Raw genomic sequence first — 21,930 nt, 5'->3', positions numbered from 1 at the left:
AGACACCGTCTCCGCGTCGGAGAGCAGACGCGACTGATATCCACCAAGTACGTCGCCTTCGACCCAGACAGGAACCCGTTCGATAGCGGCTAAAGCGCAGGATAACCGGTGCGAGCGACCCGTTTATCGAACTGGGCAGGGCGAATCAGAATTTATTAGTGTCGTAGATGCGTTAAACGAGGTATGGGAACGGCTAATATCGTTATCGAAAACATCGGTGGCATCGAGTCCGCGAAAGCGGAGCTACCACCTGGCGTGACGGTTCTTGCGGGGCCTAACGCATCGAATAAAACATCATTCCTCCGGGCGATCATGGCCGGACTCGGCAGCAACGAAGTATCGCTCAAGGGCGACGCTGACGAAGGGCGCGTAGAACTCGAACTTCAGGGCGAAACGTACGAACGGTCTTTCACCCGCGCCGGATCGGATGTCGTCGCAGAGGGAGACCAGTATCTCGACGACCCCGACCTCGCGGACCTCTTTGCGTTCCTGCTGAAGTCGAACGAGGCGCGCCGGGCCGTCGAGACGGATGCGGATCTGCGGGAAATCATCATGCGTCCCGTAGATACGGCGGCGATCCAGAACGATATCGAACGCCTGCAAGAAGAGAAGGTTCGACTGGACGACGAACTCGACGAGGTCGAATCGCTGAAACGGAAACTCCCCGACCTGGAACAACGAAAACAGTCGATAGAGGACGACATCGAAGCGAAACGCGAGGAACTCCAGGCGGCCGAAAACGACCTCGAAGAGGTCGACGCGTCGGTCGAGGACCAACGCGAAGAGAAAGACGAACTCGACGAAAAGCTCTCGGAGCTCAGTGACATCCGGTCCGAACTGGAGGACGTCCGATACGACATCGAAACGAAACGCGAGAGCCTGACCTCGTTGAAAGAGGAACGTCGCGAACTGGAAGAGCGGGAGGAGTCTATCGAAGCGGTACCCAACGAGAAGCTAGAGAACATAGAGGACCACGTCGAGGACCTCCGGCGGCGGAAGCAGTCAGTCAACGCCGAGATCAGCGAACTCCAGAACACGATCCGCTTCAACGAAAAGATGATCGACGAGGCCAACGAGGGGAAACACCCTGCTATCGAAACCGTTCCGGACGGCGGCGGCGACAAGGGCGCACTCACCGATCAGTTGCTGGAGGGTGAGCAAGAGACCGTCTGCTGGACGTGCGGATCGCAAGTGGAGATAGAACGGATCGAGAACACGCTCGAAAACCTCAGAGACCTCCGGCGACAGAAACACGACACCAAAGGCGACCTCGAATCCGAACTCGAAGAGTACAAGCAGCGACAGAGCGAGTTCGAAAAACGGCAGCGGCAGTTCGACCGGGTACAGGAACGCCTGGCACGGACGGACACCGAAATCGAGCAGACCGAGAAGGATATCGAACGCCTGACCGGCCGTAAGGAGTCGTTGATGGACGACGTCGAACGCCTCGAAACCGAGGTCGAGGAACTCGAATCGGAAACCTACGAGGAGGTGCTTGACCTCCACCGAACCGCGAACGAACTGGAGTACGAACTCGGGAAACTGGAGAACCAGCGCGACGAAGTGGCCGCCGAGATAGACGAGATCGAGTCCGAGTTCGAGCGCAAATCCGTCCTCGAGGACCAGCGCGAGGAGATCAAAGAGGAACTGGTCGACCTCAGGACGAAGATCGACCGGATCGAGGCGGACGCAGTCGAACAGTTCAACGAGCATATGGACGAAGTGCTGACTATCCTCGATTACGAGAACATCGAACGGATATGGATCGAGATCGTCGAGAAAGAGATCAGGGAGGGCCGTCGAACGGTCCAGCAGAACGCCTTCGAACTCCACGTCGTCCGCAGCAGCGACAGCGGCGTCGCGTACGAGGACACCGTCAACCACCTGAGTGAGAGCGAACGTGAGGTCACCGGTCTCGTGTTCGCACTGGCCGGATACCTCGTTCACGACGTGTACGAGAACGTCCCGTTCATGCTCGTGGACGCTCTCGAACCGATCGACTCCGACCGCATCGCGGCGCTCGTCGAGTACGTCGAGACGTACGTCGACTTCCTCGTGGTCGCGCTACTCACGGAAGACGCGGATGCACTGGAGATAGACCACCACCGCGTCGCCGAGGTCGGGTCGTAAACCGCTGTCCCATCTGGGAACTGCTTTACGAACCTATTTGTGTAATCTTCTCCGAGGTCGGAAATGATAGATAATTTTTACACTATCTCAAATCTCGTTCTTTATATTTGACTATATAGGAGGCATAATAGGGAACTGTTATTATCGGGTGTATTATCTCATTAACGTGCCTCGAAACAGGTTGATAAAGACAGATTGGTGGTCACTGTGGTAGTCCTACAGTAATATCCGATATTACCGGAGAGATATCCTTGTGTGCGGGCCCAAAATCGGCGACTTCACGACTGCGTTCGGACGGATATCCATAGAACTGTCGACACGACTCCAATCAGGAATCGGATCTCTCCATTCACCGGGGGAACCATAATATCCGCATATATGAATTCTATTTTATGTATAATGCCTATAATGGTATCCAAAATTTTATAGTTTCGTGTAGCCGCGTTCTCACACGTGCTCGCGCGGGAGGAGGTCGTTGAACTCCTGACGAGAGAGCCACTCGCAGAGCGCGACGAGTTGCTCGGTGGCCGCCTCAAACATGCGCTCGCCCTTTGCTGCGGTGGCGTCAGTTTGATCTCCGAGGACGCCGTTTTCCGTGTTGTCCGCGGCGTCGTAAAACGTCCGTGCCCCGTGGCGTACCGTCCCTGCGTCGGCGACGCTCGGGATGCCCCCGTCTCGTGCATCGGCGAGTCGGTCGTCGTGGACCAGTTCGGGGGCTAAGTGCTGTATCATCGCTGTCTCCTTCGGCCCGCCGTGGGGACCGCTCTGTTCGAACAGTTCGTCGACCAGATCCGGGATGCTCTCGTTCCACATCCACTCGATAGCGTACGCGTCGTGACCCTCGCGCAGTCGCCGTCCGACTTCGCGCAGGTGCGGAATGTTTCCTCCGTGCGCGTTCACGTAGACGACGCGGTCGACGCCGTGATACGTTAGATTCCGGGTGAGCGACTCGACGTACTCGCGAAAGGCCGGCGGACTGACCCACATCGTACCGTGAAACTGTCGGTGGTGGGAACTGACGCCGATGTTGACTGTCGGTGTGCAGAGAAAGCCGGTCCGCTCCGCGGCTTCCCTGGCGAACGCCTCGGCGATGAGATGGTCCGTCGCTTCGGGCAGATGGGGGCCGTGTTGCTCTGTCGAACCGAGCGGAACTATGGCGAGTGATTCGTCGTCGAAGTACGAGCCCAGGTCCGGCCATGCTTCCGCGCCCAGATACATCGTCGGAACGAACGTTCTCGAACCGCTTCAAAAGTAGGGATCCGGGCGGTTCACGGCACTCCGTATTTATACTCAGTCCCGGAGTCAGCGGTTCCCGCTTCCTGAGAGAACAGGCCGCTTGACCGCCGATACCCGGAAAACACCGGTATGGGGCTTGTTACACTTCGACTAAGGTCTCGGAGGGACACTGCGAGCATTTGTCGCTCGCGGGTTCGATGAGGACGGAGCCACAGGAGGGACACTCGTACAGGTCGGCGTTCGAGGCGTCCTCAGTCTGTGAAGGAGCATCACTGATGTTCGGCTCTTCGTCCGCTGACTCGGTGTCTGCGGGTGCTTCCGTCCTCAGCGTGTTCCTTATGATCGTGATCACACCTTTCATATTCAGATGCGAAGCTACGGACACTGAATAGCTATCCTCCTAAACACTTGGGTCTGTGAGGTACTGACGTATAGCTCCCTGAGATGTCGTCGCTACCCGTTGTTTGCAGTAGATCCACGGACACCCACGACTTAGTCGTCTGACGTGCCGTCGTCATCCGGTTCCGCCTCGCTGCTGTCGATATCCTCGGCCGCGGACTGGGGGTCAGTACCGACCGAGTCTCCCATAGATGTCGACGGAGTGATCCGCTCTCCATGGACGAGTTCCGGGAGGACGATTCTGACCGCCTCTATCATCAGCACGAAGACGATCGGTAGGAGGAAAAACCCGTACCAGCCGAAGAGGATCGGGCCGAGCAGGTAGGCGAACATCATCACTACCATGTCGAGTTGTCTGCCCGTGATGTACGGCTGGAGAAACGTCTGCGGGAGGATGTCGAGGAGGAGAAAGTAGACGAGAAGGGTCCCGCTGACGAACACCAAATGCGTCTCGTCCGTTCCCGTCGCCCGGACCGCGAGATAGGCGACCACCGGGAGGTACACGACCTTCCCGACGACGATCGGGATCAGACTAGCGATACCGGTCAGGACGGCGAGGACGAATATCATGGGGACGTGTAGGCCTTGCGGCGCGAGGACGTTCGTCCCCCAGTAGGTGACCCCCGAGATGATCGTCATGGCGACGACGAACAGGAGGTTACCGAAGAAGACGGACTCTAGGTCCTGGTCGACGGCCGCGGCGTACGCGTAGGCCGTAGTGTCGCGACCACCCGCTAACTCGAGGAATCCCTCGCTGAGTCCGTCGTCGTTTTCCAGGAGGAAGTACGTTAACGTCAGGGAGAGCGCCAGTAGCACGAGCGTTCCGAACACGGCCGAGAACACTCGCTGGCCCGTTTGAAGTATCGTCCGGAGTACCTGCTCGGGATTTTGGATCGACTGACCCGGGTTCTGGACGATGGCGAACAGCGTCTGTCGCTGCGACTCCGTCAGTAACTGCAGGTACTCTCCGAAAACCGGGACGGTAGCCGATCCGTTGAGAGACTGTTGAACTTCCTGAAACGCTCTGAAGCCGGTGTAAAACACCAGCAGAAAAACCGGGACGACGATCAGAAGGACCGTCACCCACGCCGCGACCCCGTCCGAGTCGATGAACCGTTCTAACTGTCTGTTGATCGGGCGAGTGGCGTAATATCCAAACGCGCCGAGCGCGATCATCCCTACGAAGTTGTAAGCGATGAACGCCGCCACCACGGCGAGCAAGGCGACGAACGCCCACCATCCGGTTCGAGCACGTTCGTTCGGAACGTCGCCGTCTGGCATTCTATACGGAAATACGACATCCAGCGTGAAACGGATCGGGGCCGGCTACTGTCTCACCACGCCTCGCGAAGTACGGACTCGATGTCGGCCTGCGTCAGGTGGAGATCCGTCGGGGCGTTCGCCGTGAAACTGTCGTTCAGGACGACCTCGGCGACGTCGGGGAACGCGTCGCGGTCGAGGTCATCGATAGTCCGAAGCCGCGACGGCAAGCCGAGCGAGTTCCGGACCGCTGTGACGGCGTCGACGACGTCCGCCGCCACCTCCTCTGTGGACTTCCCGTCGTGCGGGACGCCGAGTGCTTCGGCAAGCAGGTCGCGGCGACCGTCGACCTCTCCGAACAGATACCGGAGCGCGTGGGGAGCGACGATAGCGTGAGCCTTCCCCTGTTGCACGTCGGAGTACGCCGTTAGACCGTGACCGAACGCGTGGATCAGCGAGAGAGTCGTCCCGTCGGGGCGCGAGATGCCGTACTGGACGAGGAGCACTCCCTCGACGATCCGGTCCAGTGAGTCGCTCTCGTCGGAGGTCCCCCCAAGGGACGGTAGCCCTGAGCGCAGTAACGACAGACCCCGGGCCGCTGTCGCGTCGGTGACGGGGGTCGCCCGCTGCGAGTACAGCGTCTCGATGCCCTTGTCGAAGCCGTTCATCGCGGACCCGGTGAGGATATCGCGAGGGGTGGTTTCGAACAGTTCCGGGTCGGAAAACACGGCGGTCGGCATCAACTGGGGGTCGCTGACGCCGCCGCTTACGTGTTTCTCGACGAAACTGTTCTCCGGCGACGCCGTGACACCGGCGACCTGCGAGAGCTCCGCGCCGGCAAGCGTCGTCGGAACGGCCACGATAGGCGGGATGTCGTCCGGAACTGAAACCGTTCCTCGCTCCGCGAACTCCTCGCCGACCGCCGCGGCCGAACGGTCCGACGCCGCGAGGACGGCGATGACTTTCGCCGTGTCGAGGCTACTCCCTCCGCCGAGGCTCACGACGACATCCGCGTCCGCCGCACGCATCGCTTCGACGCCCTCGACTGCGGTCCCCAGGCGCTTGGCCGACGTCGTCTCGGCGAAGACACCGGCCAACCGGTCGCCGAGCCCGGATTTCACGGGGTCGATCACCGCCGGCGTCGCTCCGACAGTCTCGCCACAGACCACGAGCGCCCGGTCGAGTCCCTGCGCGTCGAGTTCGTCGTCGAGGCGGGCAACGCACCCTCGCCCGAACCGGATCACGCCCGAATCGTAGGCAAACCGTTCGGCGCGTTTCGAACCGTTCTCCGTCTCGTCCATAGCGGAGCAACGAACCCACGAACACGTAACGGTACGGGATGGGACGGCGTCAGCCGAAGCGACCGTTCCTGCCGACGCGAGTGCCCGCGACACCCGACAAAACGTCATCCCGTCGCGTGCGGATGCGTTACCGGCCGCTGTCGCGCTAGGGGTTCTGATTTCATCTGTAACTTTAAGTTGGCTCCCCATCATATCTCGTCCGTGAGCGAAGCTCCGGATGTAACCGCGGTCGCGACCGTTCTCGAGGACGACTGCGCCCGTTGCATCCTTCTTCGTGCCCGGAACGAACCTATGTCAGCAAGCGACCTGTCCGAGCGGTGTGGCGTGTCCGAGGCGACTATCTATCGACGGTTAGAGCCCCTCCGCGAGCACGATCTCGTCGTCGAACGAACGAAACCGGCCGAAGGCGGTCACCATTACAAGGAGTACCGGACGAACCTCGACCGGTTGACTGTTGATCTCACTGACGACGGGTTCGAAGTACAGGTCCGTCGTCGCGAATCGATGGCTGACCGCTTCACGCGTCTCATCGAGGACATGTAACCATGATCGTACAACTCTCCGATATCGAACTCACCGCGCGGACGCTCGTCATGGCCAGCCAGATACTGGTCATCTTGCTCGGTTTCACTATCGTCTACATCGCTTTCCAGGGGTATCGGCGCAACCGGAGCAGACCGATGCTGTTCATCGCCGTCGGTTTCACGCTTATTATCGGCGTCCAGGCGATATCGGCCGGGGTGTACGTCGTATTCGACGTGAGCGAACTCGCCGCGGGTGCCGTCTCGCAAGCGGCCCAGCTTTCAGGGTTGATATGCATACTCTACGCCCTCCGAATGGAGGGGTGACTCCTCCCACTCGGAAACGGTGGCGGTGACGACTGCCCGTCGCGGATGGCTGTGTCCTATTCTGAGCCATCCAGTTCGTCGGCCTCGCCGTGTGTCGGTCACCACTCGTCGCCGATCCGTTCGCGAGCGTTCTCGTACTCCCTCTCCGTTTCCCATCGTTCGCCGGTTTCGACGTGTTCGACGAGATATCGCGCTCCGCACGTTCCGCACCGCCTGTCGGCCGGGTCGGTGACGACCGTCGAGGCCCGGTGTCGGTCTGCAGTCCAACTGCAGTCGTCGTCCGTACAGCGGAGTCGCACCCGCGGTTCGGCGAAGGTCCGACAGTGTCTGGAGGCACCCACTTCGTCGGCTTTCCTGCGGAAGCGTTCACCGTGATCCGACTCACCGTACTGCTGGAACTCCCACGCGTGGACCAGTTCGTGACGGATCACGTCGGTGAACTCCGTCCACCCGTACGACTGGTACGCGTCCCAGGTCAGCCGTATCGTTACGGATCCGTCGCCGTCGTACAGACAGACCCCCGCCCGCCGTTTCGCCCGGTCGGATATCTCCCACGAGACCGCGTCGAGGTCGACGGCGATGTCGACCGTCGCGGCGTATGACGATGCCCGGGCGAGTAGTGCGTCCTCATCTTGGGGTGCTACGGGACTGTTCCCCTCCGCAGCGGCACGATTTCGGGTTCTGTCGTGCGCGTCCATCGGATGCTGTAGCAGTTGTGGGTTGGCGTATTAGCCCCTTTGGTACTGGGCCTGTATAGGGCTGTCCTCGTAGCGAGGTGACTATCTGACTGAGTGGCTTTCGACGGAGCCGTTCTGGAGCATCTCATCTTCACGGGCAGTTGATGGCGGTCCGTCGTCGAGAGCCCGTTGCTTCTCGACTTCTGCTCTAATCGCGTCTGTTATGCGCGGATGGCTACTGAACGGGTCGATCCAGTCGACGTTTCCGCGTTCGAATCCGAGCTTACGCGACAGTTTAGACGTGTTCTCGTTCCGTGTGAGAAACAGCGGAACGGCGACTACACGACCGTTGGAGACCTCATAACGGACACATTCGATAGCCGGATCCTGAACGAGATGGCACGTTACCACGTCAGCATAGCTGGACTGATCCCGGATCCGGGCCGCGTGGTACTCGGCCGCCTGACGGTGATACGGTTTCGAACTACACCCCGAACTGATAAGTATCATAGAGGCTTCCTCGTCAGCCGAGACCAGCCCCGACGTTCGGCGAACAATGATCTCGGTGACTGCGGGACTTCGGCCCACCGGTTCACAGTATCGAACGTCTCCAGAGATGTACGAGAGGGCTGTCGGAAGCCTCTCCATTGTGGTACTGGTGTGGGCAGTTATCACTGGAACCGCGTACACTCGCTCCGTCGTGATATCCGTGAATTGGCCTCGTAGCTCGCGCACTGGGTCTGTTTCGAACGTTGCGGTGTCCACTTCGTCAGCGAAACTCCGCTGACCGAGCCGTTTTGCGTGGCTGTCGAGAACGCCCGATGCGGTGTTCGTGCTGGGGCCGATGAGAAGGACTGTTTCGGTGGTCATTAATGTAGCTCGCGTTCTTACCCACAGTTTAGCCGTGTTTTCTGTGGTAAAATAACATTGAATATAATGAAACAAATAACTTGAGGCCGATCCGGGCGGACAGAACCGGACTCGCAGTTAGCTACTCCAAGAAACAGATCAGAGGTAGATGATCCCGATTCCGGCCCACGTTTGCTCCTGGCGTCCGACGATTTCTCTCGTCCTGTATCTCTCCTTGATTTCGTCCCAGAACCGGCTCACCTCGCAGTACGGGGTTTCCGGCCCCTTAATATCGTGTACTGCGACGATAGCGTCGTCCGCGAGGACCCGTTTGTACAGGTCGAAATCGGCTTTCACGCCCCCGTACGTGTGATCCCCGTCGATAAATAGGAAATCGATGTCCCGGTCTCCGAGGACGTTTTCGATCTGTCGTACCGTATCGTAACTGTGGGAGTTCTGTCGAACGAACTCCAGCCGTTTGTCGGTCGCGAACGAACGCATGAACTCCGCTCTCCCCGTCGAGTACCCACCGCCCATTCCGTCGCCAGGAACCCCGCCCGGGACATCGACACTCACGATCAGATCTGTCGTTTGGAGGTATCGACACAAGACGTAGAACGTTCCGCCCGTTGCAGTACCGATCTCTACGATGCTTTCGGGGGCGTGTTCGTCGAGAAGGACGGCGAGTTCCCTTAGTTCCTCCCGGACCTGCATCGGTTGAATCGTGAAGTACCGGCCGTAGCCTCGAAAGGTATACCCCGTGTCGAGTACGTCTTCCAACGACGATTCCGTTTCCTGCCGGTCGTTCAGTTTCGAGAGGGACAACTTCCGGCAGAGGGAATCAACGACCTCGCTTCGCGATGCCGCGGTTAACGCTCGATGGATCTTGTACGGATCGCGGTTCGGGGTATGGTCGTGGCCCTCGTGGAGGAAGTAATTATCCACGGCGAAGGTCGCAGAGTCACCCATCTTTGGAGACCCCTCGAACGTTCCCTCTCCGTATCATAACCGGGCACCCAACGTCGGGCAACTCCGCCGGAACCGGCCGTTGATACATTACGCGATACGCGTATCGCGGCTGGGCGGTTGTCACATCGTCGCTACCGTGTATGAGATGGTGGTGAAACAGTAGAACGTCTCCAGCGTTCATTTCGATGTAGCTCATCGCCTCGGGGTCGTAGCGTTCGACGCCCCGGTCGGTACTCGTTTCTCTCCAAGTTGCGACTTCTTCCGGCGTATGTGACCCCTCGATCGCTTTCAGACAGCCGTTTTCCTCTGTGACATCGCACAACGGGATCCAGGCGATATATCTCGGCGAACCGGTGTACTGGGGATCCACCTCTCGGTGAACGCTGACTTCGTTGTCCGTTCCTGATGGTTTGTATATGATGTAGTTACTGTTCGTACAGATGTTCTCACCGAGTAGTCGTTCGACGATTTCGATAATTCGTTCGTCCTCGGCCAGTTCTCTGAACCCGGGATACTTCTTGTAGGCATCTGGAACGATGCCTGCATCTCGTTGCGGGAGTAAGTACTCGTCTCGTAAACTGAACGGGTCGACGAGTCCGTCTTCTTGCTGGCTAATGATCTCGTTTATCAGTCCGCGTTTGGCCTCCACTACGTCCGTATCAAAAACATCGTTCAGAATGCAGTACCCGTCTTCGCTTAACTTCTTGACTGTCCGCTGAATTTTATCGTCTTGATCCATAAAAAATGTATTAAACAAGGATTTATATAAATATTATCTATGGGGTACTGAATAATCTCGCTCCGAACTCAACTGGATTCCGACCGGCGCTTGAGTACTCGTTCGGTGAAATCCTCCGGAAGAGCGCCCACGTTGCCCGCCTGAATCTCCCACAGGTTCGCGTAGAGGCCGTCGCGAGCAAGCAGTTCCTCGTGAGTCCCTCGCTCTACGATCTGCCCGTCTTCCAAGACCAGGATCCGATCCGCGTCCCGGATAGTCGAAAGCCGATGAGCGATCGCGAACGTCGTGCGGTTCTCGGCCAAGCGGTTGATACTCCGCTGGATCAGGAGTTCCGTTTCCGTGTCGACGTCCGACGTCGCTTCATCGAGGAGTAGTATCTCCGGATCTTTAAACAGCGTACGAGCGATCGCGACCCTCTGACGCTGCCCGCCTGACAGCTTCACCCCCCGTTCACCGATCTGGGTTTCGTATCCGTCGGGCAGTTTTCGAACGAACGAATGGGCTTCCGCGGCCTTTGCGGCTTCGATAACCTCCGATTCGGACGCGTCGGGTGTCCCATACGCTATGTTCTGTTTGATAGTGCCGGAAAACAGGAACGTCTCTTGGCCGACGTACCCGATGGTACTTCGAAGGCTCTCGAGCGTTACCGAAGATATGTCGGTCCCGTCAACGCTGACTGTTCCGCCGTCCGGATCGTACAGTCGAGGGAGCAGTTTTAGCAGCGTCGTCTTTCCCGACCCGGTTGGTCCGACGAGACCGATGTACTGACCCCCCTCGGCAGTGAAATCCACGCTCTCAAGCACTGCAGTGTCTTCGTACCCGAAGGTGACATCGTCGTACGAGACACGACCGTCAGTCACCGTCAACTCTTCAGCGTCGTCTCTTTCCGAAACCTGATTCGGCGTCGTGAGAAGCCCGAAGATCCGCTCGCTGGACGCTCGGGCCTGCTGATACAGGTTGATGATCTGGCCGACCGTCGAGAGTGGCCAGATGAGCTGTCTCGTGTAAAAGAAAAAGAGAACTAGCTCTCCGGCGGTTACGGTCCCCGCAAGTGGCCCCGGAGGACCGGTGAGCATCCATACGCCCCCTACGAGGAAGGTGAGTGTGAAGCCGATCCCGGCAGGGAGCCTGATGCCCGGATGCATCGTCACTTCTGTCCGGATCACGTCCCACCTCGCGTCGTAGTAATCCTGTGACGCCTCGGCAAACCGGGTGGACTCGTACTCTTCAGCGGTGTGGGTTTTAATGACTTCAATGCCGTTGAGAGTGTCTTCGAGTCGAGCATTGAGTTGGCCGACGCTGGCACGAACCCGCTCGTACCGCGACCCGATCGCCTCGCTGAATTTGTACGAAAATCCTGCGATGAGCGGGACGACAAGGAGCGTGATGAGTGCCAGTTGCCAGTTCGTGTAGAGGAGAACGGAGACGACGCCGACGATAAGCGCCGCGGTTCGGATCGTGTCACTCAGCGCGTCGGTGAGGAAGCTCTCGACGTTGTTGATATCGTTGTTGAGAACTGACATCAGTTCGCCGGTGTTCTCGTCGGTGAAAAACCGCATATCTGCCCGCTGTACTCCCTCATACAGGTCCGTTCGAAGGTCGTGTTGAACGTTCTGCGCAAACGATTTTAACTCCCAACCGCAGAGTACGTGCAACAGAGACTCCGTAAGGAAGGCGACCGCAACGACGAGTACGGCAAAAACCAACTGCTGCAGCGGTTGGTCGGGCACCCATCCGGTCGAGACGAGCGGAATCGCCTGCGGGCGTTGCTCGAGCAGGATAGTGTCGATCGCCGTCGCGAGTATAAACGGTGGAACGATCCCCATGGCACGAGCAGCTACGCCCGAGAAGAGTCCGACGATGAACTGCTTTTTGTAGCCCCATCCGTATTCGAGAAGAAGCTGACGTATGGGATGTCCGGCCTCCTCTCTTCCCCTACCACCCTGCCTCTCGTCCGACCCTACTATCCCCGGCGCCATTTTTGTGGATGTTGTCGCCGTGAAGTTAAGAAACGTGCCGATCGCGAGCGACCCGAAGTACCGGTGACGCGATGAGGGAACGCTCCCAAACCATCAATTAATTCACGTACTGCTCGCTCATTGGGCTCGAACGAGTTGATCGAAAAGAACTCGGTGGGCGTCCGCTTCGACCGCTCGTTCCCGGCATCCGCCGGCGGAACTCCCCGATAGGCTTTCTGCCGTCCGTTGGTGGCCCCCTGACCGTTTCCACGCGAACTCACTCCCCGAAAGATTCTGGGTCCACCTCGCCCGCCGGGACCATCGTCGTCGAGTTCCCGTGTCCTTGTCTGTTGTCGAGTTCCGTTCACTGATGCTCGTCCATCCACTGAGTAATTCTTCGATCTTAGGACGACAACGCGTACACCCGTCTGAGTCTACTCTCCCGACAGTCCGATACTACTGAACGCGCGGTCGCGCTACGAACTCTCGGATATATAACGACAAATGATGATACGAAATAATTATATGGCGTATGTTTATCAAATAAGGGGATATGAGATCTCAGTTACAGAAATTCGGCTGTCGCCGTGTCCTCCCCGTCTCAGTAGCGGTAGGGGGACGAAGTGATACAAATTCGGAGTGTCGATGCGGTTTCTAATATACCGGATCCGCAAGCGTTTCCGGGACGGTTTCAGTGGCCGAAACCCGTTCCGTGGATCACGAACGGATCCATTCCAAATGCGTAAAACGGTAAATATCAAAAACCAACTTATAACAGAAATACTATAACTCGCGCGGTATTGTTCTTCATCATTCGTACCCATGGACTGACCGTCGGAGATGACGCTTTGTCCCCCTGTCATCGTTTCAGTCCGATCCACGCTCACGGAACACTTATGGCCGGAGAACGATCAGTCGTTCAGTGAGCCGACCGATGGCGCCAACAGACGTCGATCCGTTCACGAGCACGGAGGTGTACTACGCCAGATACCGGCCCGGATACGGCGGCGGGGCTATCGAATATCTGCAAGAGAAATTCGACTTAGACGAGTCGTCTCGCGTGCTCGACCTCGGATGCGGTGCCGGTCAAATCACCGTCCCGATCGCGGCGTTCGTCGGCGAAGTAGTGGGAATGGATCCGAACCAAGCGATGATCCGAGAGGCTCGAACGAGAGCCGCCGAGGCCGGTCGAGACAACATCGAGTGGGTCGTCGGCTCGGACTCGGATTTGGACGAGGACCTGGGTCCAGTCCGGCTGACGACGATGGGTCGGTCGTTCCACTGGATGGACCAGGAGCGGACGCTGGAACGTCTTCGTTCGATGACCGAACCCGGCGGCGGCGTCGCGATACTCAACGACGCCGAGTGGTTCACCCGAGGGGAGAAACGGTGGCAGGACGAGGTGTACGAGATCGCTGGCGAGTATATCGACGACCTACCTCCCAGAACCGGTCCGGTCGATTACGACGACCCGTGGGACGAAAAGCTCGACGCGTTCGGCTTCCACGACGTCGAGGTTGCGACGTTCGAAACCGAACGCGAGTGGGATGTCGATAGCGTCGTCGGCTACGTCTTCTCGCTGTCGTACTGTTCGCCCGAAACCTTCGGCGACGAGCAGGAAGCGTTCGAACGCGACCTCCGCGCTTGCCTGACCGACTCGGAGCGGGAACCGTTCGTACAACGCGCGGAAACAGAGGTGATTGCGGGCAGAAAGCAACTCGGAGGTATAGAGCGTGAGAACAGTGGGTAAGCCCTGACGGATCAAACAACGAGAATAGACCGATATGAGCGGCTTATGCCGGCATACTGTGGCGCCTAGTCTCGCTCTCGTCGTTCTCGTCCGCTCTCATCCGGATCGTTGACCGCCTCGTCCGCGAAGCCTGAATTCGAGTTCTCCGAGGCGGAGGATCGGCCGCTCGGGAGCGGGGAGATACGACGCCTCGCTCGGGGCACAGATGGGAAACCGTTTTTCGCGCTCCCGCCAACGCAGAGGTATGAACGTCAGGTCACTACCCGACCTCGCTCCGGACGACCGCGCCGCGTTGTTCGACCGCGACGCCGGCGTCGAAACCGTCCGCGGCGATGTCAGAGATATCGTCGACCGCGTCCGCACCGAGGGAGATGTCGCCGTCCGGAAGTTCTGCCGGGAGTTCGACGACGTCGAGGTCGCAAACCTCGTCGTCACGGACGAGGCGGAACGCGCCTACGAGGAGATAGACGACGACATGCGAGACACCATCGAGCGCGCGGCGGGTAACGTCCGCGAGTTCCACGAGGCGCAGATGCCCGAAGACTGGCGCGAGGAGTTCGACGGTCGGGAACTCGGCCGTCGGTTCCGCCCACTGGAACACGTCGGCGTGTACGCGCCAGGCGGCACCGCGGCGTACCCCTCCAGCGCCATCATGGGTATCGTCCCCGCGAAGGTGGCCGGTGTCGAGAACGTCGCCGTCGCCACGCCGCCTGCCGAGGAGATGAACCCCGTGACGCTGGCCGCGATCCACGCCGCCGGCGCTGACACCGTCTACAGCGTCGGCGGGGCCCAGGCCATCTCGGCGCTCGCCTACGGCACCGAATCGGTCCACAGCGTCCAGAAGATAGTCGGCCCGGGCAACCGCTGGGTCACGGCCGCCAAGGCCGAGGTACAGGGCGACGTCGACATCGACTTCCTCGCCGGGCCGAGCGAGATCCTCGTCGTCGCTGACAACACCGCGACCCCGGAGTACGTCGCCGCCGACCTTGTCGCACAGGCCGAACACGACGAGAACGCCTCCGTCGTCGCGGTGACTGACGACGAACCGACCGCCGAGGCAGTCGCCGACGCGGTCGAAGCGCAGGCGGCCGGCCGGGAGCGCGAAGAGACGATCCGCGCGGCGCTGGAAAACGACGCCAGCGGAATATTCCACGCCCGCTCGATGAGCGAAGTGATCCTCTTCGCCGAGGCGTACGCCGCCGAACACCTTTCGATCCAGGCCGACGACGACGAGACGATCCTGGAGCGCATCGACAGCGCGGGCAGCGTGTTTCTCGGCCCACACACGCCTGTCGCGGCCGGCGACTACGCCAGCGGTACGAACCACATCCTCCCGACGAACGGCGGTGCGAAGCGAAACGGCGGCCTCTCAGTGGACACGTTCCTGCGCTCGACGACGGTCCAGCGCCTCTCCGAGGATTCGCTCGGCGACCTGCGCGACACCATCACGACGCTTGCGGAGGCCGAGGGGCTCGAAGCGCACGCCGAGAGCGTCCGGAGGCGGTTCGACGAGCGATAGCGCGACGAACCTCGTCGTTTCGCTGCGCTCCACGACGGCGATCTGACGACGTGTGGCGAGTCGAACTATGCCGACCCGCTGGACGGAACGATAGGCGACGCCCGGAACCCGGCCTGCCGCAGTGATTTCATACTGACGGAAGTCAGTGAAGAACTTCGCGGGGACGTTCCCGCGAAATATCTGAAACAGTTACGTCCGACAGTATCAGCGTCAGGGTTAACACGTTCGGCTACGTCGTGTGAACTATGAGTACGGACGCCGCCGGGAACGGGGAAACCCGACCCGAAATCACCGTCACGGAACAGGCCGCGGAACGGGCTCTGGACCTGCTAGAGGGCGAGGACCTGGACGTCACCAAGGCGGGTCTCCGCCTGTTCGTCCAGCAAGGTGGCTGTGCCGGTCTCTCCTACGGGATGCGCTTCGACGACGAGGCAGACGAGGAAGACACCATCTACGAACACCACGGCCTTCAGGTGTTCGTCGACCCGGCCAGTCTCAACTACATCGAGGGGAGCGTTCTCGATTACGAGACGGGTCTTCAGGGCGAGGGGTTCAACGTCGAAAACCCGAACGTCGTCAGCGAGTGCGGCTGCGGCGAGTCGTTCCGAACTTAGTCGGCCCCGCCGACTTCGTCCGCTGACTCAGCTTTCACCTGCGGATTCAGCGATCCGGTGTGTGAGTAGACACCGACCAGTAGCACTAGCCCCGCTACCGCCGGGATGATCGCACAGGCGGCGTACACCGGGGCAAACCCGACGGCTTTGACGGCGGGCAGAGAGACCATCGGGCCGAGGCCGCCGCCGACGTCGCCAAGCACGTTGTTCGTTCCCGTCGCTCGGCCCATCCGGTCGGGTGGCGTCAGGTCAGCGAGGAGCGCCAGCAGCGGCCCGCCGACGCCGCCCTGTCCCGCGCCGATGAGGCAGCAGGCGACCGTCAGCGTCGACGCCGACTGCGCGTCCGCGAGCAGGGCGAACCCGCCACAGGCCGTGACGAGAAACGCGATCAGGATCGGGACGCGAGCGCCGAGTACGTCACTGAGTTTCCCGCCGACGAGCATGAACACTGACCCAGCGAGGACAGTGATCCCCATCAGAAACCCGGATGTCCCCTGCGACGAATAGCCCAGAATACTCACGCTCCGGGCGTCCAGAAAGAGGACGAGCGTCGCGAACAGGACGCCGACGTAGGAGAAGTACAGGCCGAAGTTGACCAGTCCGGCCGTCAGTGCGGGAACGCTCCGATCGACGTTCCAGGGGTTCACGCCCGCCTGGTTCTCCTCGACGTGCGTCTCGGGGACCGTAAAATACGCGAGGGCGCTTGCGACCAGTGCGACCGCCGCCGCGATAGCGAACGCCGCGGCGATGCTGTACTCGTCACTGACGATGCCGCCGAGGACGAGGCCGGCGGGAAAGCCGAACGTGATCCCCGCGCGGACGAGGCCCATGCTAGTCCCGCGGGACTCTGCCTGGCTCACGTCTGCTGTGATGGTGTACGCCGTCGCGAACACGAGTGCGCTTCCGACGCCCCACGCGATCCGCGCGATGAGAAACCAGGCCGCGGGGGCGGCCGACGCGATGGCGACGTTGTACCCTAACGTGGCGACCCCCTCGACGAACAGGCCGGCGATAAACGGCGTCCGGGTTCCGATGCGGTCGACGAGCGCGCCGGACGGTGCGTTCGCGAACAGACGGGTGAACCGGTTCGCGCTCAGGATCAGGCCGACGAGAAACGGCGAGATACCGAGAATCGCTTCCAGATTCGGGAGGATCGGAAACACGACGCCCCCGCCGAACCCGACGAAAAACGTGCAGGCTATCACGGTGAAGACGACCGGACGTGACCCGTCGCTCATCAGGTCCACCGCCGCAGTGTACGCTGTTCGCCCGCGTCAGGCAGGTATCGAGCAGTCGCTCCGCTGTCTTCGCCGTTACCGTCGAACGACATGGGTGGATATAGCTGGCTGTTGCGGAAGAATTACGTGGTCGAAGCCTACTCTTCGAGTTCGAACGCGACCGTCACCTCGGCCTGATACTCGCGGTCCTCTGCGGTGGCGAGTTCGACGCCGAGCTGGTCTACTTCGATCCACTGGATGTTTTCGAGCGTCGTCTCAGCGCGGTCGATGGCGTCGTCCGCCGCGGCGTCGAAACTCTCCGGGCTCGTACCGATGAGCGTGATCTTCTTGAAGACCATAATGCGTCCACCAGTAGATCCGGCGGAATGATAAAGGTATGACCGATTACGCTCGGTCGAACAGGTTCCACTCCTCGTCGAACGGCCCCCAGCCGGCGAGCATGTCCCGCGAGACGACGTACTCGGCCACGTAGATGCTTATTACGGCGAGGATGGTGCCGGCGACGACGTCCGTTCCCCAGTGGATGCCGAGATACATCGTCGCTATCGAGACGCTGATGGCGAGAACGAACGAGATGGGGACCCACGCCCGGTACTGGTCGCGGGTGCGCCACGCCAACAGGAACACCGTCGTCGCTAGCGAGGCGTGAAGCGAGGGGAAGACGTTGGTGTTGTGGTTCACCTCGCCGGTGAGCAGTTGTGACTGCGGATACGTGACGTAGAGGAGCGAGTCGACGATGTCCGGAATCAGGTTCCGAGGACCGAATGCGATAAAGAGGACGTAGCAGATCAGACCGACGCCGTAGTTGAACGCGTAGGCCACGATGAGTTCTTTCATCGAGGTCATGTCGCTTCGCACGAAGTAAGCGATAAACGGGAACACTAACAGGAAGACGTAGCCGTAGAGGTAGATGAACACGAAGTAATCAGTTAGCATCGGCGATCGTATCGACTGGACGTCGGCGACCAGCGTGCCTTCGAGGCTGTAGATAGACGCCGTGATGTTCAGGTCGAGCAACCAGGAGAGCCCCGACGTATAATCCATAGTTAATTTCCGGATAGCGAGGATGAGAACCAGTATCGTCAGATATGGCCCGATGTCGGCGAGACGCCAGCGGTAATCCCGGAGGGCACGGTAAATGCGCCGCGGACCGACGAGGGCGACTGAGGCGACACTAAGCAGGAGAGCGACCATGACGGTCAGTCGCAAAACTACATCGGCTAGTGCCATACCTGTACGTTCGTCTTCAACGATTTAACAACGGCGGTTCCGCGCTTAACGAAGGCCCGTGACATATTAGGACTGTCCCTGACTGAGGAGTTCGCCGTCGTCGCTGTACCGATATCCTTTGTCGAGAAACAGTTGCTTTGCGGCCTCTACGTCCATGTCTCCGTTCTCACTGGGGAAAGCGCCGACCGCGCTCTCGCCGTTCCATTCGAGATCCGAGGGGACGTATTCGGTGCCGTGGAGCGGCGTATTAGCCGGGGTGGCGTACCCGTCGAAGACGTCTTCGGCGATCTGCTCGCGGTCGAACAGTCGGGCGAGACACCGTCTAAAATGCGGATTGGTGAGGGGGGACCTGCGGGCGTTAAACCCTGCAATGTACATCTCGCTCGAACTGTCGGTGAGTAAGCGGACCGAGTCAGACTTGTTGGCACGTGGCGCGTCTTCGGGATCGAGCGTCGATCCGACGATGTCCATCTCGTCGTTTTCGATGAGTTCGATCGCCGCCGCACCTGACGGCGTGACAATGTATTCGAGCGTGTCGTAGGACGGTCCGCCGGCGAACTGCTCGACCGGGGGTTCGAGGTCCGATTCCCGCTTTTCACGGAGGAAGTGGTCGTCGAACGACTGGAGGGTGAGTTGTTCACCCGCCGTGGCGCTGTCGAACGCAAACATACCGCTGCCGACGGGTTGGCGGTTCTCGTCGACCATCGCCTGCGTCAGGTACTCCTGAATCAGTTCTGTTTCTTCCGACCACACGTGGCGGGGCAACACCGGGACGGTAAACGCGGTAGCGGCTACCTCGCGGCTGCTCGGTTCGAACTCGATCCGACAGCGGGTGTCGGAGAGAGCCTCGGCGTTGGCGACGAGACTCGACTGGGACCGGAACTTCGGCGCTGGGACCGTGCCGTTCGAACCGCCCATCGAAGTGTCTGAGAGGAACTCGAATGTGAACGCGACATCGTCGGCAGTGAGCGATTCGCCGTCGTGCCACGTGAGGTCCTCGCGGAGTCTAACGATGGCGGTGGGCGTGTCGCGGTTGTCCAGCCACATCCAGGAGTGAGCGAGCCACGGTTCGACATCGCCGTCGATCCTACGACCGATCTGGTCGTAGATCAGCCCCAGAACGTTGTTCCGGTCGTGATACTCCACGGCGATCGGATTCCGGTTCTTGGTCACCTCGGAGTTCAGAAGGGCGACGCGAAGCGTGTCGAGGTCGTTAGACGCGGTCTCTTTGGGACGTATCCGGAGATAGTCGAGCATCGTCTTTAGACTCGTGACGTTCCACGTCGTCGCGAGTTCGATATCGACTGCCGTCAGATGCTCCGGAGACGTGAGTACGGAAAACGGCTGGACCGAGACGGTAGTTCGGAGGGCGTTTTTGATGGATGCGTCCCGTGTCCGCCCCGACGAGGTGCGTTGTCGCTGTAACTGCTTGTCAAGGGTTACGTTCGTGAGGCCGAAGGGATTCTGCCACCCCTGTTCTTCCACGAAGAGGGAGTGCAACGTCGAGTAGAGTTCGTCCGGGTTCTCTATCCCCGGGTGCCGAGTGACAAAGATATCGAACTCGCGATTGAGGAGAACGTCCCGGAGCAGTTCCACTTCGGACTTCGGTTCGATGGTCGCATTGATCCCGACCTCCTGCAGGCGCTCGGCGAACTGTCGGGCGATTATAATCGAGGGAGTGTCGGCGTCGGTGGGGAGAGTCTTGACGTTCAGCGAGATCTGCTGTGGAGCATCGCGAGCCGAGCTAGCCCAGAGGTCCGTGATGCAACCGGCGGAACCAGCGGCCGCCGCGGTACCGAGACCAGCCAGCAACTCCCGCCGTCCAATGCTCGACCCGCATCCGTTCATGACCGAAACAAAAAACCGGGCGCTATTTGATTGTTTCCTTGACGGCCGAAATGAATTCGACGCTCACTCGGCCCCCGAACGGGCGTCGAGACGGTCCTCGATAGCGCCGACGATGTCGGTGAGGTAGGCAGTTCCCCAGATAGCGACGATGACACCGCCGATCAGATTGAACAGGAGGTCCTTCATCGTGTCTTCGAGACTGTACTGAGTGAGTACGCGCGGGCCGCCGGTGATATCCGTGACTTCAGTGATGGCGAACTCGACGACCTCCCAGAACACGCCGAACGCCATCACGAACATCAGGATGAACACGAAGATGAACCGGTCGGGGAGGTAGATGTCGTCGCTGTGTTCCTCGACCGCACGAACGGTTGCGTAACCGACTCCCGCAACCAGCGATGAGGAGAGTGCGTGGGTCATGTGGTCCCACCACCCTGTCGATCGGTAGAACGTTGCGCCCGTGCCGGGAATGCCGACCGTCCCGAGCGCGTGCAGGAACGCGGCGCTCGTGATCCAGAGCGTCAGTGCGGGGTCCATCGGAACGTCGTAGTCCCGTTCGAGCAGGGGCGGTAACTGGATGACGACTAGACCCACCGCGCAGTTGACCATGACGCCGACACTGCCGCGCTCCATCCCGAGGAAAAAGAGGACGACCAGACCGATCTCCATGACGTACGTGATCTGTGTCTGCCGGTTCTCCGAGATCCCGACTCTGTCGCGTAGTCTCATTGTACCCCCTCCGCGACCTCTTCAGGAACTCGTTCGTGCGTGTCAACTCTCCGGCGGAAGTACAGTTCGAACACGACGCCGGCGACGATACCTACCACGAACGAGTAGACGAACTCGATCATCAGCGCGTATTCGGGGTCTTCGTAGCCGACGAGAAATCCGGTTCCGAGTTGGATATCCGCGGCCCACCGGACGACTGCCCACGTCCCGGCCGCGGCCATCGTCGTCACGACGACGAAGAGGATTGCGAACCCGTACGTCATCTCGACCGACGTGAACACTTGCAACTGGACCGCGATGATGAGTGCAACAGCGGCGACTGATAGGTACGTTGCGAGGTTCCCGGTCACCGGCACTGTCGCGACCGTGCGGCCGAGAACCGGGAGCGCGGCGACGGCGACGACCTCCCAGGGAAGCATCACTTCAGCCGACCTGTACGCGACGATGGGGAGCAACGAGAGCACGCAGACGGTCGCCGCGAACCCCGCCCAGAGGAACTCGCCGTCGACTAGTTCGACGACCGCTATCACTCCCAGAAACCCGACGAGGAGCCACGCGATACCGGCGTTGATTCGCCGGTCGCGAAACAGCATGTCGATGTCCGCGTCTGCCATAGCATTGCGTGGACCCGTCACG

At 60.1% G+C, this 21,930-nt stretch carries 21 protein-coding genes; 6 read left to right on the top strand and 15 right to left on the bottom strand.

All coding sequences use genetic code 11. The features are described from left to right. Window positions 1-183 precede the first annotated feature (183 nt). Window positions 184-2,130: an archaea-specific SMC-related protein gene (locus SM753_RS01725; RefSeq protein ID WP_323190313.1), complete on the top strand. Its 1,947-nt coding sequence runs from the start codon at window positions 184-186 to the stop codon at window positions 2,128-2,130. 447 nt (window positions 2,131-2,577) lie between these two features. Here the strand turns inward: SM753_RS01725 and SM753_RS01720 are convergent, their stop codons facing one another. From SM753_RS01720 to SM753_RS01705, 4 genes are all read right to left on the bottom strand, one after another. Then, window positions 2,578-3,348, bottom strand: a complete 771-nt coding sequence (locus tag SM753_RS01720; RefSeq protein ID WP_323190312.1) for a creatininase family protein — start codon at window positions 3,346-3,348, stop codon at window positions 2,578-2,580. A 157-nt stretch (window positions 3,349-3,505) separates the two neighbouring features. Further along, the gene (locus SM753_RS01715) at window positions 3,506-3,727 is read right to left on the bottom strand and encodes a hypothetical protein (protein WP_138797599.1); all 222 of its coding nucleotides are present in this window, start codon (window positions 3,725-3,727) and stop codon (window positions 3,506-3,508) included. A 131-nt stretch (window positions 3,728-3,858) separates the two neighbouring features. After that, complete coding sequence (locus SM753_RS01710; RefSeq protein ID WP_323190311.1) at window positions 3,859-5,046, bottom strand: AI-2E family transporter; 1,188 nt, start codon at window positions 5,044-5,046, stop codon at window positions 3,859-3,861. A gap of 53 nt (window positions 5,047-5,099) precedes the next feature. Further along, a complete protein-coding gene (locus SM753_RS01705) occupies window positions 5,100-6,326 on the bottom strand; it encodes an iron-containing alcohol dehydrogenase family protein (protein WP_323190310.1) in 1,227 nt (408 codons plus the stop codon). A gap of 201 nt (window positions 6,327-6,527) precedes the next feature. Between SM753_RS01705 and SM753_RS01700 the strand changes: the two genes are divergently transcribed. Both SM753_RS01700 and SM753_RS01695 read left to right on the top strand, forming a co-directional pair. Next, the gene (locus tag SM753_RS01700; protein WP_138797596.1) at window positions 6,528-6,869 is read left to right on the top strand and encodes a helix-turn-helix domain-containing protein; all 342 of its coding nucleotides are present in this window, start codon (window positions 6,528-6,530) and stop codon (window positions 6,867-6,869) included. 2 nt (window positions 6,870-6,871) lie between these two features. Beyond that, window positions 6,872-7,174, top strand: coding sequence for a hypothetical protein (locus SM753_RS01695; protein ID WP_323190309.1), 303 nt, complete (start codon window positions 6,872-6,874; stop codon window positions 7,172-7,174). A 98-nt stretch (window positions 7,175-7,272) separates the two neighbouring features. Here SM753_RS01695 and SM753_RS01690 read toward each other — a convergent pair whose 3' ends face one another. The 5 genes from SM753_RS01690 to SM753_RS01670 form a co-directional block, all read right to left on the bottom strand. Then, window positions 7,273-7,872 carry a SprT-like domain-containing protein gene (locus SM753_RS01690; RefSeq protein WP_323190308.1) on the bottom strand — a complete coding sequence of 200 codons (600 nt, stop codon included), beginning with the start codon at window positions 7,870-7,872 and terminating at the stop codon, window positions 7,273-7,275. 81 nt (window positions 7,873-7,953) lie between these two features. Then, window positions 7,954-8,616 carry a sirohydrochlorin chelatase gene (locus SM753_RS01685; RefSeq protein WP_323190307.1) on the bottom strand — a complete coding sequence of 221 codons (663 nt, stop codon included), beginning with the start codon at window positions 8,614-8,616 and terminating at the stop codon, window positions 7,954-7,956. A gap of 243 nt (window positions 8,617-8,859) precedes the next feature. Then, window positions 8,860-9,669: a class I SAM-dependent methyltransferase gene (locus SM753_RS01680; protein ID WP_323190306.1), complete on the bottom strand. Its 810-nt coding sequence runs from the start codon at window positions 9,667-9,669 to the stop codon at window positions 8,860-8,862. After that, complete coding sequence (locus tag SM753_RS01675) at window positions 9,662-10,408, bottom strand: phytanoyl-CoA dioxygenase family protein (protein WP_323190305.1); 747 nt, start codon at window positions 10,406-10,408, stop codon at window positions 9,662-9,664. The genes SM753_RS01680 and SM753_RS01675 overlap by 8 nt, the downstream gene beginning before the upstream one ends. 68 nt (window positions 10,409-10,476) lie before the next feature. Continuing rightward, complete coding sequence (locus SM753_RS01670; RefSeq protein ID WP_323190304.1) at window positions 10,477-12,387, bottom strand: ABC transporter ATP-binding protein; 1,911 nt, start codon at window positions 12,385-12,387, stop codon at window positions 10,477-10,479. Between the two features lie 901 nt (window positions 12,388-13,288). Between SM753_RS01670 and SM753_RS01665 the strand changes: the two genes are divergently transcribed. The 3 genes from SM753_RS01665 to SM753_RS01655 all read left to right on the top strand — a co-directional run bounded on the left by SM753_RS01665 (window position 13,289) and on the right by SM753_RS01655 (window position 16,249). Beyond that, window positions 13,289-14,116, top strand: a complete 828-nt coding sequence (locus SM753_RS01665; protein WP_323190303.1) for a class I SAM-dependent methyltransferase — start codon at window positions 13,289-13,291, stop codon at window positions 14,114-14,116. A 244-nt stretch (window positions 14,117-14,360) separates the two neighbouring features. Then, window positions 14,361-15,635 carry a histidinol dehydrogenase gene (hisD, locus tag SM753_RS01660; RefSeq protein WP_323190302.1) on the top strand — a complete coding sequence of 425 codons (1,275 nt, stop codon included), beginning with the start codon at window positions 14,361-14,363 and terminating at the stop codon, window positions 15,633-15,635. 245 nt (window positions 15,636-15,880) lie between these two features. Next, on the top strand, window positions 15,881-16,249 hold the full coding sequence (locus SM753_RS01655) for an iron-sulfur cluster assembly accessory protein (protein WP_323190301.1): 369 nt from the start codon (window positions 15,881-15,883) through the stop codon (window positions 16,247-16,249). On the opposite strand, the gene SM753_RS01650 is transcribed toward SM753_RS01655, so the two are convergent. From SM753_RS01650 to SM753_RS01625, 6 genes are all read right to left on the bottom strand, one after another. Next, a complete protein-coding gene (locus tag SM753_RS01650; protein WP_323190300.1) occupies window positions 16,246-17,487 on the bottom strand; it encodes an MFS transporter in 1,242 nt (413 codons plus the stop codon). The two genes, SM753_RS01655 and SM753_RS01650, sit on opposite strands and share 4 nt — an antisense overlap. 137 nt (window positions 17,488-17,624) lie before the next feature. Further along, window positions 17,625-17,825 carry a dodecin gene (locus SM753_RS01645; protein WP_323190299.1) on the bottom strand — a complete coding sequence of 67 codons (201 nt, stop codon included), beginning with the start codon at window positions 17,823-17,825 and terminating at the stop codon, window positions 17,625-17,627. Between the two features lie 46 nt (window positions 17,826-17,871). Continuing rightward, the gene (locus SM753_RS01640) at window positions 17,872-18,717 is read right to left on the bottom strand and encodes a phosphatase PAP2 family protein (protein ID WP_323190298.1); all 846 of its coding nucleotides are present in this window, start codon (window positions 18,715-18,717) and stop codon (window positions 17,872-17,874) included. A gap of 66 nt (window positions 18,718-18,783) precedes the next feature. Continuing rightward, window positions 18,784-20,565 carry an ABC transporter substrate-binding protein gene (locus tag SM753_RS01635; protein ID WP_323190297.1) on the bottom strand — a complete coding sequence of 594 codons (1,782 nt, stop codon included), beginning with the start codon at window positions 20,563-20,565 and terminating at the stop codon, window positions 18,784-18,786. A 63-nt stretch (window positions 20,566-20,628) separates the two neighbouring features. Beyond that, window positions 20,629-21,294: a hypothetical protein gene (locus SM753_RS01630; RefSeq protein ID WP_323190296.1), complete on the bottom strand. Its 666-nt coding sequence runs from the start codon at window positions 21,292-21,294 to the stop codon at window positions 20,629-20,631. Beyond that, on the bottom strand, window positions 21,291-21,908 hold the full coding sequence (locus tag SM753_RS01625; protein ID WP_323190295.1) for a hypothetical protein: 618 nt from the start codon (window positions 21,906-21,908) through the stop codon (window positions 21,291-21,293). The genes SM753_RS01630 and SM753_RS01625 overlap by 4 nt, the downstream gene beginning before the upstream one ends. Between the last annotated feature and the right edge of the window lie 22 nt (window positions 21,909-21,930).

It is taken from the genome of Halostella sp. PRR32, assembly GCF_034808085.1.
Classification (GTDB): domain Archaea; phylum Halobacteriota; class Halobacteria; order Halobacteriales; family Natronoarchaeaceae; genus Halostella; species Halostella pelagica.
The sequence above is the reverse complement of the archived record's forward strand: the minus strand, read 5'-3'. Positions and strand labels throughout refer to the sequence as shown.